A 17,564-nucleotide genomic window follows, 5' to 3' on the forward strand; every position below is an offset into this window, starting at 1 on the left:
GCCCGCCGGGGAGACCCGCGCTCAGGGCAGGTCGTCCGGCCCGAAGGCGTCGGGCAGGACCTTCGCCATCGGGAGGATGCCGCTCGGCGTGTCCACCAGGCACGACGACCCGCCCAGTTCGAACAGGATCTGACGGCACCGCCCGCACGGCATCAGCAGCTCACCCGCGCCACTGCGGCACGCGACGGCGACGAGCCGTCCGCCGCCGGACAGCCGCAGCTGCCCGGCCATCGTGCACTCGGCGCACAGAGCCAGCCCGTACGAGGCGTTCTCGACGTTGCAGCCGGTGACGATCCTGCCGTCGTCCACGACCCCGGCGACCCCGACATGCAGCCCCGAATACGGCGCGTACGCGTGGGAAGCCGCCTCGACGGCCCACTCCCGCAACGACTCCCAGTCCACAGTGGACTCGACGCTGGTCATCAGTCGCCCTCACCCCGCCGGTACGGGACGCCGTCCGCGCGTGGTGGCCGTAGCCGTTGCGAGGCGACCGCGAGCACGATCAGCGTCACGAAGTGCGCGGTGTACGGGATCAGGTCACTCGGCAGCGAGTCGTTCGCCCAGTAGATCGCGTACAGCACCCCGGCGCCGACGACGCCGATCGCGGCGGCGATCCACTGCCGCCGGATCAGCTGCACCACCACGATCACGCCGAGCAGGATCACCGTGCCGTACAGCAACGCGAGCACGGCCTTGCCCCCGCCGGAAAGCTGCAGGCCGTCCGCGTAGCCGAACAGCGCCGCGCCGCCGAGCAGCCCGCCGGGCCGCCAGTTGCCGAAGATCATCGCGGCGAGGCCGATGTAGCCGCGGCTGTTGGTCTGGTTCTCCAGGTAGTCCGCGCCGCCGGAAAGCAGCACGAGCGACGCCCCGCCCATACCCGCCAGCCCACCGGAAATGAGCATCGCGACGTACTTGTGCAGGTAGACGTTGACGCCGAGCGACTCCGCCGCGACGGGGTTCTCCCCGCACGAACGCAGCCGCAGGCCGAACCGGGTCCGCCACAGCACGAGGTAGCTCACCGGCACGAGCACGATCGCCAGCATCGTCAGCGGGGCGACCTCGGTGACCAGGCCGTGCAGAATCCCGGCGACGTCGGAAATCCCGACGCGCCTTGCCTTTTCCAGATCGCCGAGCCAGTCGCCGAGGAACGTCGCCGAGTAGGTGTCGAACTTCGGCACCGGCGGCGACTGCCGCGGATTGCCGGACAGCGGCGTGAACACCAGGTTCGACAGGTACTTCGCGATGCCGAGGCCGAGCAGGTTGATCGCCACACCGGAGACGATGTGGTTGACGTTGAAGGTGACCGTCGCGACGGCGTGGAGCAGGCCGCCGAGCGCGCCGAACACGATCGCCGCGACCAGACCGGCCCAGACACCGCCGTAGTACGCGCCCCACGCGGCACCCCACGTCCCGAGGATCATCATGCCCTCGAGACCGATGTTGACCACGCCGGCGCGTTCGGCCCACAGACCGCCGAGGGCGCACAGCAGGATCGGCAGCGCGAGACGCAACGCGGTGTGCGCGGTGTTGCTCGACGTCAGCGTGTCGACGCCGGTGGCGTACGACGCCATGGACAGCACGGCGATCGCCACGACGGCCCAGATGACACCCTTGAGCCAGCCCGGAATCCGGTTCCCGCGGCGCACCGCGACCGTGACCGGAGCGGCTGACGGGTTCTCGGTGATCGTCACACCGCACCCCCTTCCGCGACGCTCGATCCCTTGCGGCCGTTGCCGGCCAGCGCGCGGCCGACCCGGCGCTGCTCGGCGGCCAGGTCGGCGCGCCGCACGACCTCGTAGGCCACGACGACCGACAACACGATGATCCCCTGCATGATCGTGGCGATCTCCTTGGACACGTGGATCTGCTCCAGCGACACCGCGGACTTGTCGAGGAACGCCCACAGCAGCGCGCCGAGCGCGATCCCGCCGGGGTGGTTCCGGCCGAGCAGCGCGACGGCGATCCCGGTGAAGCCGTACATCTGGGTCGAGGTGATGCCGTAGCTGAAGTCGCGGCCGAGCAGTTCCGGCATCGCGATCAGGCCCGCCACCGCACCGGAGGTGAGCATCGCGATCAACGTCATCTTCTTGGCGTTGACACCACCCGCCGCGGCCGCCGTCGGCGACTCGCCGCTGGCCTTCAGCTCGAAGCCGAACCGGGTCCGGTTGAGCATGAACCAGTAGCCCGCGCCGATCAGCGCGGCGATGATCACGAACCCGAACAGCGTGCCCGAGCCCAGCGGGATGCCGGGGATGTGCCCGGACGGCGCGATCGGCTTGGTGCCGAGGTTGTTGCCGGTCAGCACGCCGAACGCGTCCGGGTTGATCAGGAACGCGACGATGCCGCCGACGATCGAGTTCAGCATGATCGTCGAGATGACCTCGCTGACCCCGCGAGTCACCTTGAGGATCGCCGGGATCGCCGCGTACAGCGCACCGGCCAGCAACGCGACCAGCAGGATCACCACGGTGTGGATGACCGGGGGCAGGTTCAGCGCGCCGCCGATGATCGCGGTGGTCACCGCGGCGAAGCGGTACTGGCCCTCGACCCCGATGTTGAACAGGTTCATCTGGAACCCGATGGCCACCGCGAGCCCGGCGAGGTAGTACACCGTCGCGAGGTTCACCGTGTCGACGGCGGTGGAGCCCTTGAACAGCTGGCCGATCATGGTGCCGTACGCGGTCAGCGGATCCGCGCCGGAGATGATCAGCGCGATCGCCGACAGCAGCAGGGCGAACACGATCGCCAGCAGCGGCGGCAGCACCTTCGTGCGCCACGAACTCATTCCGCCGCACCCCCTTCCGCGTTGTCCCCGGTGTCCACAGTGGACTCCGCGGCGTCGTCACCGGCACCGGTCATCGCCGAGCCCAGCTCCTGCGGGGTCACGGTCGCCGGATCGGCGCGGCTGACCAGCCTGCCACGCAACATGACCTGGATGGTGTCCGACAGCCCGATCAGCTCGTCGAGGTCCGCCGAGACCAGCAGCACGGCCAGGCCGTCGGCGCGGGCCTGGCGGATCTGTTCCCAGATCAGGGCCTGCGCGCCGACGTCGACGCCGCGGGTCGGATGCGAGGCGATGAGCAGCACCGGGTTGCCCGACAGCTCCCGCCCGACGATGAGCTTCTGCTGGTTACCACCGGAAAGCGCGGCGGCGGGGACGTCGATGCCGGGTGTCCGGACGTCGTACTCCCGCACGATCCGCCGGGTGTCCTCACGCGCGGCCGCGATGTCGAGCAACTGTCCACTCGAGACCGGTTTGCGTGATTGGTAACCGAGGATCCGGTTGGCCCACAACGGTTGTGTGAGCAGCAGGCTGTGCCGCGTGCGGTCCTCGGCGATGTAGCCGATCCCGGCCTCGCGGCGGGCGAGCGTGCCGATCCTGGTCAGGTCGTGCGCGCGGCCGTTCTGCTCGACCAGCTCGATCGTGCCTCCGGTCGCCTTGCGCATGCCCATGATCGTCTCGACCAGCTCGGTCTGCCCGTTGCCCTCGACGCCGGCGATGCCGAGCACCTCACCCGCGTGCACGGTGAAGGTGACGTCGTCGAGGACGTTGCGCTCCGAGCCTTCGACCGACAGGCGAACGCCGTCCAGCCGCAGCACGTCGCGGTCGGTGACGGTGGACTCGCGGGTCTCCGGGCTGGGCAGTTCGGAGCCGACCATCATCTCGGCCAGCGCGCGGCTGGTGATCGTCTTCGGGTCGGCGGTGCCGACCGTGGTCCCGCGCCGGATCACGGTGACCGAGTCGGCGATCGCGCGGACCTCGTCGAGTTTGTGCGAGATGAACAGGAAGGTGTAGCCCTCGGCCTGCATCGCGCGCACGGTCTCGAAGAGCGCGTCGACCTCCTGCGGCACGAGCACCGCGGTGGGCTCGTCGAGGATGATGATCTTCGCGCCGCGGTAGAGCACCTTGACGATCTCGACGCGCTGCCGGTCGGCGACGCCCAGTTCTTCGAGCAGCGTGCCCGGATCGGCCTTCAAGCCGGTCCGCTCGGCGAGCGTCGCCAGCCGCGCGCGGGCGGCCCGGCCGATGCCGTGCAGGTTCTCCGCGCCGAGGAAGACGTTCTCGCCGACGGTGAGGTTGTCGGCGAGCATGAAGTGCTGGTGCACCATGCCGATCCCGGCCTTGATGGCGTCCTGCGGATTGCGCAGTTTCACCGGTTTGCCGTTGATCGCGATGCTGCCCTCGTCCGGCTGCTGCATGCCGTAGAGGATCTTCATCAGGGTGGACTTGCCCGCGCCGTTCTCGCCGCAGAGGGCGTGCACCTCGCCGAGGGCGACGGTGAGGTTGACGTCGGAGTTGGCCACCACGCCGGGAAAGCGTTTGGTGATCCCGGTCAGTTCGACGGCCGGGACACCCCGGTCGGGGACCGCCGCGGCCGGAGACTCGGAAGTGCTCATGAGGTGATGAGTTCCAGTTCTCTTCTCGTCAAAACAGCGGAGGCCCGGAAGGGGATCCCCTTCCGGGCCGTGCGCGCTGCGTACTACTTCTGCGGCTTGTCCGAAACCTTGATCTGGCCCGCGACGATTTGGGCCTGGTAGCCGTCGAGGACATCCTTGATGTCGTCGACCTTGCCGCCCGAGGTCGAGTAGCCGACGCCGTCGACCTTGAGGTCGAACCGCTTCGGCAGCGAGCTCAGGTCGTTCTTCGCGACCGCGCGGAGGTAGTCGAACACCGCGACGTCGACGTGCTTGAGCATCGAGGTGATGATCACGTCCCTGCTGTCGGCGACGGTCTTCTGGTTGTACTGGTCGGAGTCGACACCGATCGCGGAGACCTGCTTGGCCTTCGCGGCCTCGAACACGCCCTTACCGGAGGCGCCGGCGGCGTGGTAGATGACGTCGGCGCCGTTGGAGATCTCGGCCGCGGCCTTCACGTTGCCCTTCGCCGGGTCCTGGAACCCGGAGAAGTCACCGGCCGGGGTGAGGTACTCGTGCTCGATCTTGATCTTGTTCGAGACCTGGTTCGCGCCCTGCAGGAAGCCCGCCTCGAACTTCTGGATCAGCGGGGTGTTGACGCCGCCGACGAAGCCGACGTGGCAGTTCTTGCTCTTGTACGCCGCGGCGACGCCGGCCAGGAACGAGCCCTGCTCCTCGGCGAAGACCAGCGGCGTCACGTTCGGGAGGTTGATCGAGTCGTCGTCGACGATCGCGAACTTGGTGTCCGGGTGCTTCGGGGCGACGGCGGCGACCGACTTCGCGTAGGCGAACCCGACCGCGACGATCGGGTTGAGGCCCTGCGCGGCCATCTGCTCCAGCCGCTGCTGCTTCGCGGCCTCGTCCTCGCTCGCACCGGCGGTGCTCTCGCTGACCTGGGTGACGCCGAGCTCGGACTTCGCCTTGTCCGTCCCGGCGGCGGCCGCGTCGTTGAACGAGGCGTCGCCCCGGCCGCCGACGTCGAAGGCCAGGCCGACCTTGAGCTTGCTGCCGTCGACCTTCTCACCCGTCTTGCTGGTGCTCGACGACGGCGGTGCCGCGGGCGGCTTCGGCGCGGTCACGCAGCTGCCTGCCTGGTTGCCCGAGGCGTTGTTGTTACTGCCACCGCCGGAGTCCTTCGCGCACCCGGCCAGGGTGAGTACCCCGGCCATGGTCGCGGCGGCCAGCGCGGTTCCACGCATGCGACGCACCGTGTGTCTCCCTCCCCGCTGATCCAGCGGATGTGTCAGAGAACGACCCGGCCCCAGTGCCGGGTTCGACCGCCAGACCGTACCTAACGGCCAACAAGGCTCCATAGGAAAGGCACGCTACGTAACACAAACGTTTACTCGACAGGCGGCATTCGCGATCATGCCCTTACCGACCGTGATCAGTGCTGAAGGGGACTTTCCTCGCGTCGCATGCGCTGAAAGTCCCCTTCAGCTCGTCTGACGATCAAGACTGGACGCGAAGCGTCTCCGTTGAGGGTGGTGGCGGGGGCATGGGCGGAGAAAGTCCCCTTCAGCAGCTCGTGGCGCCCGGCGGGGCCTGGCAGAAGCGCGCCGAGTAACCGCCATTGGCCGCGACCGGGACGCTCAGGGCGCTACCCGGTGTGACCCGCTGAGTGGTCTGGACGAGTTTGCCGTCGGCCCCGTCGCCGTAGATCTCGGCGAGCCAGTCGCCGGGCGGCAGGAACGTCAGCGGCGTGTCCAGCCGGGTCGCGGGGCCCGCGGTGATCGCGCCGACGTACCACTCGGCGCCGGATCGCCGGGCGAACACGGCGAGCTTGCCGGGGTCGCCTGCGAGCAGCCGCGTCTCGTCCCACACCGTCGGGACGTGGCTGAGCAGGCGTTCGGCCACCGGACGCGCCTGGTAGCTCTCGACGCTGTCCGCGAAGTGCTGGACGCCCGATTCGTACACCACCGCCAGCGCCAGCTCGCCGCCCTCGCTGTTCGGCCGCACGCCGCTGAACGTGACCGGGGTGAAGTCCATCGAGCCGGTCAGGTTCCGGGTGAACGGCAGCGTCACGTAGTGCTCGATCGGGAACGGCTCGCGGCCCGGCTTCGGCTTGGTGCCCTCGGCGCCCTTGACCGCCTCGACCGACATCACCTGCGGCCAGGTGCGCTCGATGCCGCGCGGGATCGGCGCGCCGTGGAAGTTGAGCATCAGGTGGTACTTCGCCGACGCCGCGAGCACGGCGTCGTACCAGCGCGTCCGGTCCTGGCGGTCGGACTCCACGAAGTCGATCTTCAGCCCGACGACGCCCCAGTCGCGGTACTGCTTGAAGTTCTTCTCGCGCTCGCTGTCGGTGTCGGTGATCTTCGCGTCGGCCCACAGCCAGATCCCGACGTGCCGATCGGCGGCGTACTTGACCAGCTCGGGAATCCAGCTCGCGTTCCACCCGGAGTCGACGAGCGTGTATTCCCAGCCCATCTTCGCCGCGTAGTCGACGAACTGCTTCTGCTTCTCCAGGCTTCCCGCGCTGGGCCCGTCGGACCACCACGACCACGCGCCGACGCCGGGCCTGATCCACGACGTGTCGGCGAGCTTCGACGGGCTCGCCAGATCGGTCACCAGCGTGCTTTCGGTGACCGTGGCCAGATCGCCGACGATCATCGCCCGCCACGGTGTCCGCAGTGGGCCCTTCGCGACCTCGGCCGGATCGGGCAGGACGAGTCCGAAGCGCTTGGACGCCGCGTCCAGCTTGAGCCGCGAACCGCCGTAGCTGCCGTCGAGATCCGACTCCAGCACGGTCAGCCACGAGTCGCCGACGTGGAACAAAGACGGGTAGCCGTACTCGACGGGATCCTGCTGGGCCACCGGACGGTGGACGTGAATGCTCTCGTAGTCACTGCGGCCGTTGTCGTACGGCAGCAGGAACGAATCGGCCGTCTGCGGCACCGCGAACTCCGACGCCTCGCGGACCACTGTCGTCCACTTAGGAGTGTCGAAGACATACCGGTACGCGACGCCGTCCGCGGACACCCGGAAAACCACCGCGAACGTCTGCCCGCCGGACCCACGCAGGTTCAACGTCGTCTCGGCGGCGTCGACGGTGTGGTTCAGCCGCCTGCCGACCTTGGTCTCGTACTTCTCGTGGATCGGCCGCTGCGAGAACCCGGTGACCGCGAGCCCGCTCGTCAGATCGCCGTTCGCGGTTTCGACGCCCAGCGCCGAGGGCTCCAGCACCGTCGTCGCGCCGCGGGTGACCGACAGCGTGAGCCGTCCGCGGTCCAGCGCGATATGGGCTTCCGGCGTCGCTCCTTTTTGGACGGACATACCGGGTGCCGTCAGTATCCAGCGCGTCGCGGACGAGGCCTGCCCCGAAGCGGGCAGTCCGACCACCGCCGACGTCACCACCAGCGCGCTCGCCAGCACAGCTCTCTTCCTCATGCCATCGCTCCGTTCTCGACGTGCCGTTTCTCCAAGGTGAGCGCGAACAGGTGCGGGCGCGGGGCGGTGGCGGCAGGCAGGGTCACCGAGACGACCTCGCGGGCGGCGTCGAGCGGGACGCGCTGGTGGAAGATCGCCAGCCGCGCCGCCTGGATCCCGGCCCGGGTGTGCAGCTGGGTGGTGACGACGGCTTCGGTCTCACCGAACGCCGCGGCGGTCCGCCAGTCGGTGAGCCGCAAGGGAACCTGCGCCGTGGTTCCGTCCTTATAGGACACTGTGAGCGGCGTGGTGCTCTTGCCGGTGTCGGCCGCGCCGAGCACGTGCAGCACGGCGTAGTTCCCGGCGGGCAACGGAATCGCCTGCCCGGTGCCGACGAAGTTGTTCGGCGTGCCCTCGGCGCCGTTGACGAAGAGGAACGGCACGCCGTCGTCGGTGAGCTGCCCGGTCTGCGGCAGTTGCGCGGCCGGGTAGGTGTTGCCCGCGCCGTCGAAATCCCCGTCGCCGAGGTAGAACTCACTGGTCACGCCGTCGGAATTGAGCACACCGGCCAGATCCACCGGAACCTGCTGACCGCTCGGCGGCAGCATCGGCAGTCCCCACGGCGGCGCCGGTTCGCTGATCGGGACCGGCGCGATCGTGGTGTCCGGACGTCTCCCGCGCGGATACACGAGGACCTCGCCACCGCGCGGCAGGTCGATCTCAAGTGTCCCGTTAGGACATCGGCGCCAGCGCCGCGCGCCTTCGACCGTCACCGGCCCGTCGATCGACGGCTTCAGCTTCAGCGGCTGCCCGGCGAGGCTGCGCACGCGGACGAACGTGGTGACCCCGGCTTTGCGCGCCGCGCTCACCAGGAAAGCGCCCTGCGTGCGGAAGTCGTGCAGGACGACGTCGCGCCAGGCCGCCGGGAGCGCGGGGAAGAGCCGAACCGTGTCACCCCAGCTCTGGCACAACATGTCGTGCACCGACTGAGCCGCCGAGAGCGGCGTCTCGATTACCGGCCCCGCCTCGTAGTACATCGTGTTGGCCTGCGCGAACCGCGCGACGAACTCGCGGAGGTGCTTCACCGCGTCCTCGCCCCTGCCCAGCGCCGACGACAGCGACGAGGCGCCGGTGAAGCTGAACCCGCGCAGGGCGCCCTCGAAGCTGATCCAGTGGTCCAGCGACTTCGCGATGAGCGCGGCCTGCGCCGGATCGTCCACATTGAGCAGATACAGCGGATACGCAGCCAGGATGTGCGAATAGTGCCGGTGCGATTTGGCGAACGGGACGCCGGTGCCGATCATCAGGCCGTTCTCGTCGACCGGATAGTCGACGAGCTTCGCGAGCACCTCGCGCCACTTCGGCGCGAGCGGATCGTCGATGCCCAGCGTCTTCGCCGCGTCCAGCAGGGTCCGGCAGCTCCAGCGGATCAGCGCGAGGTCGTAGTTGCAGTCGGGCGCGCGGCCGTACTCGGGCGAGAACGTCGGCGGCAGGTGCAACCGGCCGTCGGCGCCGTACTTCAGGAAGTGCAGGTAATAGTTCATCGCCTTGCGCAGCACCGGGAACAGGTCGTCGCGCAGGATCGCGACGTCCATCGTGTGCCGGTAGCTCAGCCAGACGTTGTGCAGCAGCCAGGGCAGGTCACCGATCTCGGCGTCGCTGTCGGGATTCGGCACGCCGACGTATCCGGCGTCCGCGAAGCGCGCGTCGGTGCTGCGCCGCAGCCCCATCGAATCGGCGCGGTATTCGGGTCTCAAGCCGTCGATCAGCGTCTGCTGGTTCCCGCGGACCGTGCGCGGGATCGGGTCGAGTTCGAGGTGGTTCGAGCCGTGGACCGGCCAGTACTCCAGCTGCGCGTTGAGGTTGAACCACACCGACGGCCACGGCGTCGGCTCCAGCCACGGCCCGGTGGTGGCCATGATCGGCGCCTCCGCGCGGGCTGCGGACGCGAGTTTGTACAGCTGGATCCAGTAGAAGCTCTGCAGCTTCGCGTCCGGAATGGACAGAAAGCTGCGCCGGTAGAAGGCGTGCCACCACTGGCGGTGCGTGGCGCGCAGCGCGCCGATCGTGCCCGCCGCGCCGATCGCCGTCCGCACGGACTGCTCGGCTTCGGCGCCGGGAAAGCTGTGCGCCGTCGAGAGCACGAGCGTGCGCCCACCGTGCGCGGCCCGCCGGAGCTGATACGCCGTCGCGTTCTGGCCGCCCGCGAACAGCGGCTGGGTCACGAAGGAGACGTCCCGCTCGTCGCGGGTCGTCCACCCCGGGTTGGGATCGAACCCCTTCGGCGGCTGCTCGCGGACGATGCGCGGGCTGACCGCGGGCAGCGGTTCGAACGCGAGCGAGAAGCCGCGCTCCCCCGCGCTCGGGCGGACGTCGATCACCAGCAGCTGCTGGGTGGAGTGCACGAACGCGTGGATCTCCAAGGTCCCCCGGTCGGTGGTGACCGTTCCGGAGAGTTCCGCGTTCCACAGATCGAGCCGCAGGTCCGCGCCGGTGAGCGTGCCGGACGAAGTGAGCAGCACCTTGCCGATCGGCAGCCGCGCGACGCCCCACTCGTTGCCGAAGGCGGGCCGGTGATCCTGGCTCTCGCTGTGGTCGACGGTGAACTTCAGCGCGCTCCTGTTCGACGGCGTCTGCTCCCGGTAGACCTGCGCGCCGACGAAGCCGTTGCCCAGGAACGCGCCCTCGTACCAGGTACGCGGGAGGCGCTGCCAGCGCAGATCCTGCGCGGCGAGGAAGCGCGCCCACTGCTCGTCGGACATGCCCCCGGGCTGTGGCGGGAAAGCGTCGCTGTCCAGCGGTTTCCCGGCCGCGGCGGCGGGCGTCCCGGCGGCGAACGTGGTGGCGAGAATCCCGGCCATCGTGCCGCCGAGGAGGTCGCGCCGGGGGAAACCAGCGGGCTGCGTCATCGTCACCCCATCGTGAGTTCCGACGATTGGTCGGATGTCTGGCGTGAAATGAACGTAAGAGACCACGCAGAAACCGTCAACAACCCTCCGCAGAAAACACGCCATCCGGCCGGATAGCTCCCGATAAGCGGAACAGCGCCGGAATGCGTGATATCGACCACAATGCCGCAAAGATCGGATGTACGACGCTTCACGCAGACCGTACAACCCCGCGGACGCGTGCCCTGCGCCACACGTCCGGGCGATCCGCCCTTGTACCGGGTGTCTGGTCCATCACAGAGACGAACCCGGAGGTGAGCCGGTCGCCGGTGCCGGGTCTAGCATCCCTTGCATCCACGCTCGATGACCTTGATCTCGGCATTGTCGCCGGAGTTGTGTCCCTAGTGGACGCCTGGCTCCCCGGCGGCGAGTGCGGACCTCAGCGGTCAGCCGGGCAACACAGCCATGACGTTGGAGGCCGTTCACCGATGTCCACCACGGCGAGCACTGCCACTGAGGCAGGGGCGAGCGATCGGGCGGGTGCCTCACGCCGGAAGGGGACCTTCTACCGGGGCGACCCCGGCATGTGGTCCTGGGTGCTGCACCGCATCACCGGCGTGCTCACATTCTTCTTCCTGTTCGTGCACGTGCTCGACACCGCGCTGGTGCGCGTGTCGCCGAACACCTACGACCAGGTGATCGAGACCTACAAGACGCCGCTGGTGAACCTCATGGAGGTCGGCCTGGTCGGCGCGGTGCTCTTCCACGCGCTGAACGGCCTGCGGGTCATGCTGGTCGACTTCTGGTCGAAGGGCCCGAAGCTGCAGAAGGCGATGCTGTGGGTCATCGGGATCGTGTGGGTCGTGGTGATGGTTCCCGGGGCGTTCTTCATGATGAAGCGCACCGTCGAAACGCTGTTCGGGGGTAACTGACATGGCCGACCTCGTTCTCGACCGCCCGCGCGCGCCGCGGCGCCCGGCCGCCCGGCGCAGCAACTTCGAGCTGTACAGCTGGCTGTTCATGCGGATCTCAGGCCTGGCCCTGATCATCCTGGTGCTCGGCCACCTGCTGATCATGAACATCCTCGACGGCGGTGTGCACCGGATCAACTGGGGCTTCGTGGCCGGCCGCTGGGCGTCGCCGTTCTGGCAGTTCTGGGACCTGGCGATGCTGTGGCTCGCCCAGATCCACGGTGGCAACGGGCTCCGCACGATCATCGACGACTACGCCCGCAAGGACACCACGCGGTTCTGGCTGAAGATCGTCCTCTACGTCTCGATGGCGCTGATCCTCGCTGTCGGCACGATGGTGATCTTCACGTTCGACCCGAACATGCCCGCCAACTGACGTCCACCACACGCACGTAAGCGGAGAACCTGATGCAGTTCCACAAGTACGACGTGGTGATCGTCGGCGCCGGTGGCGCCGGGATGCGCGCGGCCATCGAATCCGGCCAGCGCGCCCGCACCGCGGTACTCACCAAGCTCTACCCCACGCGTTCGCACACCGGCGCGGCGCAGGGCGGCATGTGTGCCGCGCTGGCGAACGTCGAAGAGGACAACTGGGAGTGGCACACCTTCGACACGGTCAAGGGCGGCGACTACCTCGTCGACCAGGACGCCGCGGAGATCATGGCCAAGGAGGCCATCGACGCGGTGCTCGACCTGGAGAAGATGGGCCTGCCGTTCAACCGCACGCCCGAGGGCAAGATCGACCAGCGCCGGTTCGGCGGGCACACCCGTGACCACGGCAAGGCCGCGGTGCGCCGCGCCTGCTACGCCGCGGACCGCACCGGGCACATGATCCTGCAGACGCTGTACCAGAACTGCGTCAAGCACGGGACCGAGTTCTTCAACGAGTTCTACGTTCTCGACCTGGTGACGAGCGAGGACGAGAACGGCCACCCGGTCGCCTCCGGCGTCGTCGCCTATGAGCTGGCCACCGGCGAGCTGCACGTCTTCCAGGCGAAGTCGGTCGTGTTCGCCACCGGCGGCGCGGGCAAGATCTTCAAGACGACGTCGAACGCGCACACCCTCACCGGTGACGGCCTCGGCATCATCTTCCGCAAGGGCTTGCCGCTGGAGGACATGGAGTTCTTCCAGTTCCACCCGACCGGCCTCGCCGGCCTCGGGATTCTCATTTCCGAAGCCGTCCGCGGCGAGGGCGGGATCCTGCGCAACGCCTCGGGCGAGCGCTTCATGGAGCGCTACGCCCCGACCATCAAGGACCTCGCGCCGCGCGACATCGTGGCGCGCTCGATGGTGCAGGAAGTGCTGCAGGGCCGCGGTTGTGGCCCGAACAAGGACTACGTCGTCCTCGACGTCACGCACCTGCCGGTCGAGGTGCTGGAGACCAAGCTTCCCGACATCACCGAGTTCTCCCGGACCTACCTGGGCGTCGACCCGGTGAAGGAGCCGGTGCCGGTGTTCCCGACGTGCCACTACGTCATGGGCGGCATCCCGACCAACGTCCACGGCGAAGCGTTGCGGGACAACGAAAATGTCATCCCCGGCCTGTACGCCGCGGGCGAGGTCGCGTGCGTGTCCGTGCACGGCTCGAACCGCCTGGGCACGAACTCGCTGCTGGACATCAACGTGTTCGGCCGCCGCGCCGGCATCGCCGCCGCGGAGTACGCGCTGGCGCACGAGCACGTCGAGCTGCCGGAGACCCCGGCTTCCTTGGTGGAGGAGCAGCTCTCGCAGCTGCTTTCCGAGCACGGTGACGAGCGCGTCGCCGACATCCGCAAGGAAATGCAGCAGACGATGGACTCGCACGCTTCGGTGTACCGCACCGAGGACACGCTCAAGCAGGCGCTGACCGACATCCAGGCGCTGAAGGAGCGGTACGGCCGGATCACCGTGGCGGACAAGGGCAAGCGGTACAACACCGACCTGCTCGAGGCCGTCGAGCTGGGCTTCCTGCTGGAGCTGGCCGAGGTCCTCGTCGTCGGTGCCCTGGCGCGTAAGGAATCCCGCGGCGGCCACGCGCGCGAGGACTACCCGAACCGCGACGACACGAACTTCATGCGGCACACCATGGCCTACAAGCAGGGTTCTGGTCTGTCGTCCGACATCCGGCTCGACTACAAGCCGGTGACCTTCACCCGCTACGAACCGATGGAGCGGAAGTACTGATGACTGCGGCTACCACCGAGGAAGCTCCGTCCTCTTCGGACGAGCACACCCCGATCACGGTCACGCTGAAGATCCTGCGGTTCAACCCGGAGGTCGACGAGGAGCCGCACTGGGAGTCCTACGACGTCCCGGCGCAGCGCACCGACCGGCTGCTGAACCTGCTGTTCTACGTCAAGGACTACATCGACGGCACGTTCTCCTTCCGCCGCTCGTGCGCGCACGGCGTGTGCGGGTCGGACGCCATGCAGATCAACGGGATCAACCGGCTGGCCTGCAAGGTGCTGATGAAGGACCTGCTGGAAAAGAACGGCAAGCCGACCGTGATCACGATCGCGCCGATCAAGGGCCTGACGACGTTGAAGGACCTCTACGTCGACATGGACCCGTTCTTCGAGGCGTACCGCTCGATCAAGCCGTACCTGATCTCGTACGGCAACGAGCCCTCGCGCGAGCGGATCCAGTCGCAGGCCGACCGCGACCGGTTCGACGACACGACCAAGTGCATCCTGTGCGCCTGCTGCACGTCCTCGTGCCCGGTGTACTGGAACGACGGCTCGTACTTCGGCCCCGCCGCGATCGTCAACGCGCACCGCTTCATCTTCGACTCGCGTGACGAAGCCGCCGAAGAGCGTCTCGACATCCTCAACGACTCCGAGGGCGTCTGGCGCTGCCGGACCACGTTCAACTGCACCGACGCCTGTCCTCGGGGCATCCAGGTCACGAAGGCCATCCAAGAGGTCAAACGCGCCCTCCTCTTCAAACGCGTCTAACCATGCTCCAAGGTCCGTGAATGCCACATTGAGGGACTCTGAGTCCCTCAATGTGGCATTCACGGACCTTCGCAGTTATCCACAGGGCTCGACAAAAGGGCGAGTTATCCACAGCTTGTACAAAGGGCTGGCGGCGATTCCGCCGACGGCACAGCATGGCTGTATGAAGAAGCGGGGGAGATGGGCTGAGCATCCCGAACTGCTCAAGGAGCGGAGCCGGGAAGGCGTCATCAAAGCCACGAGCTTGGAATCGCTCGACATGAGCAGCAAGGTCATCTACAACAGATGCCTGCCCGGTGGCCCATGGCAGCGACTGCTGCCAGGCATCATCTTGCTCCACAGCAGCCAGCCCACCCAGCGAGAGCGAGCAATCGCGGCGCTACTCTACGCGGGACCTCACGGCATGATCACGGGACTGGAAGCGTGCCTCCGGTACGGCCTTCGCGTGCCCGACCTGCACAACGGCGGCAGCTTGCATGTGCTCGTCCCACACACGCACAAGATTCTGAGCTCAGAGTTCGTCATCATCGAACGAACCTGGCGGCGGCCGGAACCCTGGATCCGAGAGGCCATCCCTCTGGCACCACCAGTACGAGCTGTGACCGATGCCGTCCGCCGAATCCGGGCGGTTGAGCCGATCGGCCTTCTCCTGATCGAAGCGATACAACGGGGACGCTGTTCGCCTCAAGCCATTAGCAGGGAACTAGACGAAGGCACCACCAGAGGAACCGCCATCCCCCGTCGGCTGCTAGCCGAATGGGCAGATCTTCGATCGGTCGCCGAGGCCAGGGCGAAAACGCTCGCACGACAGCTACCCGTACCGCCCAGCCACTGGAACGCCGACGTTTACGACTCCCTTGGCAACTACATCGGTTGCCCGGACGCATGGTGGGACGACATCGCCATGGCCTGGGAAATCGACTCGGTCGACTTCCACTTCTACCACCACGGATACGCACGAACACTGAAACGCAATACTCGCTATGCGGCCGCTGGCATCACTGTCGTGCAAACATTGCCATCTCGCTTGCAGAGCGACCCCGCAGCCGTGCTCGCCGAACTCAAAGCCGCATACCGGGCCGCTGCCGCCCGCCCACGCCCGGCCGTCGTGGCTACCCGCAAGGCCGCCTAGTTGTCCGTGAATGCCACATTGAGGGATTCAGAATCCCTCAATGTGGCATTCACGGACCTTGGAAACGGACAGGAACTACTTGACGGCGTGGAGGGCGTTGACGCGGCCGTGGCCGTAGTAGGAGTTGTCACGGTCCGGGCCCGAGCAGGTCGGGGCGTCGGAGCCACAGGGGACGGCGTCCGAGCCCGCCTCCAGGAACCGGGTCAGCACGGCAGGCGGCGCACCCTGATGCGTAGAGGCCAGCAGGGCCGCGACACCGGCCACGTGCGGGGACGCCATCGACGTGCCGCACTTGGTGCCGTAGGGACCGCCGAACACGGTGGTCGAGAGCGGGCAGCCGGCACCCTGGCCGGGTGGCGGCAGCTGGGCGCCGTCACCGCCGGGAGCGGTCACCTCGACCGCGTGCCTGCCGAAGTTGCTGTACGACGCCTTCGTCCCGGCGTAGCCCACCGAAGACACGGTCACGACGCCGTCGAGGCCGCCCGGCAGGATCGCGCACGAGCCGTCGACCTTGTGCGGCCGGTTCGGGTCGGTGGTCTGCTTCGGGATGTCGAAGCCCGCGTTGCCCGCGGCCGCCACCGAAAGCACCCCGTGCCCGGTCGCGAACGACACCGCGCGCCGCACCGCTTCGAACGCCGCCGCGTCGCCGGGCTCCTTCGCGCAGTAGAACATGCCGGGGTCGATGTAGTAGCTGTTGTTCGTCACCGCGAACTTGTGCTGCGCGGCCCACATGAACCCGCACACCGCCGACTCCGGGAAGATGTACCCGCCGTCGCTGACCACCTTCACCGAAGCCAGCCGGACGCCGGGCGCGATGCCGGTGAACCCGCGCGCGGTGTCCTTGCCCGCGATGGTCCCCGCCACGTGCGTCCCGTGGTCGGAGTTGGTCGGCGCCCACGACGCCGGGGCCGGGTCCGCCGCGCCCGTGACACAGCCCGCGGACGCCTTCGGGTCCACCGCCGCGGCGAGCGCCGGGTGTTTCGCGTCGATGCCCGAGTCCAGCACGCCGACGGTCACCGACCGGCTGCCCGGGTTGACCTTGTTCGCTTCGGGCGCCTTGATCGCCCGCATGTCCCACTGTTCCGCGGAAAGATCGCCTTCACCCGCGGGCGTGCTGGTGGTCTCCTCCAGCCTGCCCACCGCGCCGACCGACGCGCGCGACGCCGCGGCACCCGCGACGTCCTTTCCGCCGGAGTAGGCCCGGTTCACGCCTATCCGCTGCGCGAAGTCCGCGTTGCGCGAGCTCGCCACCGCGACGCCGATCTCGGGGTAATACGCGACCTTCGCGCCGCACTTCGCCTTGAGCTCCGAGTCGACCTGTCCCACAGGCTGCCCAGGCTTGTACAGCACGACATACGTGTACGGCGCGCTCGACGTGTCACACGAAGGTGCGGGCGCGGCCGACGCGGCGGGCGCCGCCAGCACCCCGGCGGTCACCGCGAGACCCAGCGCGGGGACGAACCATCGTCGTAAACGGGACATTCCACCTCCACAAGTCAGTGGCGTGAACGTTAGGGTCCACCGCGCCTGCCCGCCACCGACCAAAGGACGGTCACCGCATAGTGCGAATGCCTCAGGCGCCGGACCGTTCCCGCGCGTGCGCGCGGACACCCCGCCAGCCGAGCACGCCGATGACGGTGCCCAGCAGGAACGACACGACCGTCAGCACCGCGTGCACGACGAAGTACCCGGTGGGCGATCCGTCCGCCGCCCACGCCCGGTCGCTCTCCCACAGGTTCTTGGCGAAGGTGATCCAGATGATCCAGGACCACACCCCGAAAGCGAGCAGGAAAACCGAGGTACCTCGCGAAATGCGCATGCCCCTGAGTATGCAACCGGCCCGTCGGCGCTAGCC

General features: G+C 68.1%; 14 protein-coding genes. 5 read left to right on the forward strand and 9 right to left on the reverse strand.

All coding sequences use genetic code 11. The annotated features are described in order from the left end of the window. Positions 1-21: 21 nt before the first annotated feature. The 7 genes from ACFW0G_RS23415 to ACFW0G_RS23445 form a co-directional block, all read right to left on the reverse strand. The gene (locus ACFW0G_RS23415; RefSeq protein WP_378327494.1) at positions 22-423 is read right to left on the reverse strand and encodes a cytidine deaminase; all 402 of its coding nucleotides are present in this window, start codon (positions 421-423) and stop codon (positions 22-24) included. Next, entirely contained in the window at positions 423-1,691 is a 1,269-nt protein-coding gene (locus ACFW0G_RS23420) for an ABC transporter permease (protein ID WP_378327495.1), read from the reverse strand. Before ACFW0G_RS23420 ends, ACFW0G_RS23415 begins: the two co-directional genes overlap by 1 nt. Beyond that, a complete protein-coding gene (locus ACFW0G_RS23425; RefSeq protein ID WP_378327496.1) occupies positions 1,688-2,785 on the reverse strand; it encodes an ABC transporter permease in 1,098 nt (365 codons plus the stop codon). Before ACFW0G_RS23425 ends, ACFW0G_RS23420 begins: the two co-directional genes overlap by 4 nt. Next, positions 2,782-4,398, reverse strand: a complete 1,617-nt coding sequence (locus tag ACFW0G_RS23430; RefSeq protein ID WP_378327497.1) for an ABC transporter ATP-binding protein — start codon at positions 4,396-4,398, stop codon at positions 2,782-2,784. Before ACFW0G_RS23430 ends, ACFW0G_RS23425 begins: the two co-directional genes overlap by 4 nt. Positions 4,399-4,481: 83 nt before the next feature. Further along, positions 4,482-5,615, reverse strand: a complete 1,134-nt coding sequence (locus ACFW0G_RS23435) for a BMP family protein (protein WP_378327498.1) — start codon at positions 5,613-5,615, stop codon at positions 4,482-4,484. A 319-nt stretch (positions 5,616-5,934) separates the two neighbouring features. Next, on the reverse strand, positions 5,935-7,806 hold the full coding sequence (locus ACFW0G_RS23440; RefSeq protein WP_378327499.1) for a glycoside hydrolase family 97 catalytic domain-containing protein: 1,872 nt from the start codon (positions 7,804-7,806) through the stop codon (positions 5,935-5,937). Then, on the reverse strand, positions 7,803-10,694 hold the full coding sequence (locus ACFW0G_RS23445) for a Tat pathway signal sequence domain protein (protein WP_378327500.1): 2,892 nt from the start codon (positions 10,692-10,694) through the stop codon (positions 7,803-7,805). Before ACFW0G_RS23445 ends, ACFW0G_RS23440 begins: the two co-directional genes overlap by 4 nt. A gap of 467 nt (positions 10,695-11,161) precedes the next feature. Here ACFW0G_RS23445 and sdhC point away from each other — a divergent pair, with 467 nt between their 5' ends. The 5 genes from sdhC (at position 11,162) to ACFW0G_RS23470 (ending at position 15,709) form a co-directional block, all read left to right on the forward strand. Then, complete coding sequence (gene sdhC / locus ACFW0G_RS23450) at positions 11,162-11,605, forward strand: succinate dehydrogenase, cytochrome b556 subunit (RefSeq protein WP_378327501.1); 444 nt, start codon at positions 11,162-11,164, stop codon at positions 11,603-11,605. A gap of 1 nt (position 11,606) precedes the next feature. Beyond that, complete coding sequence (locus ACFW0G_RS23455; protein ID WP_378327502.1) at positions 11,607-12,020, forward strand: succinate dehydrogenase hydrophobic membrane anchor subunit; 414 nt, start codon at positions 11,607-11,609, stop codon at positions 12,018-12,020. Between the two features lie 32 nt (positions 12,021-12,052). Beyond that, the gene (gene sdhA / locus ACFW0G_RS23460) at positions 12,053-13,807 is read left to right on the forward strand and encodes a succinate dehydrogenase flavoprotein subunit (protein WP_378327503.1); all 1,755 of its coding nucleotides are present in this window, start codon (positions 12,053-12,055) and stop codon (positions 13,805-13,807) included. Further along, complete coding sequence (locus ACFW0G_RS23465) at positions 13,807-14,577, forward strand: succinate dehydrogenase iron-sulfur subunit (RefSeq protein ID WP_378327504.1); 771 nt, start codon at positions 13,807-13,809, stop codon at positions 14,575-14,577. Before sdhA ends, ACFW0G_RS23465 begins: the two co-directional genes overlap by 1 nt. A gap of 163 nt (positions 14,578-14,740) precedes the next feature. Continuing rightward, a complete protein-coding gene (locus ACFW0G_RS23470) occupies positions 14,741-15,709 on the forward strand; it encodes a hypothetical protein (protein ID WP_378327505.1) in 969 nt (322 codons plus the stop codon). Between the two features lie 75 nt (positions 15,710-15,784). Here ACFW0G_RS23470 and ACFW0G_RS23475 read toward each other — a convergent pair whose 3' ends face one another. Both ACFW0G_RS23475 and ACFW0G_RS23480 read right to left on the reverse strand, forming a co-directional pair. Continuing rightward, positions 15,785-17,191 (reverse strand): S8 family serine peptidase, encoded by a 1,407-nt coding sequence (locus ACFW0G_RS23475; protein ID WP_378327506.1) that lies wholly within the window; start codon positions 17,189-17,191, stop codon positions 15,785-15,787. Positions 17,192-17,282: 91 nt separating this feature from the next. Further along, positions 17,283-17,528, reverse strand: coding sequence for an SCO4848 family membrane protein (locus ACFW0G_RS23480; RefSeq protein WP_378327507.1), 246 nt, complete (start codon positions 17,526-17,528; stop codon positions 17,283-17,285). Positions 17,529-17,564: the final 36 nt, after the last annotated feature.

The organism is Amycolatopsis sp. NPDC058986, from assembly GCF_042741125.1.
Taxonomy (GTDB): Bacteria; Actinomycetota; Actinomycetes; order Mycobacteriales; family Pseudonocardiaceae; genus Amycolatopsis.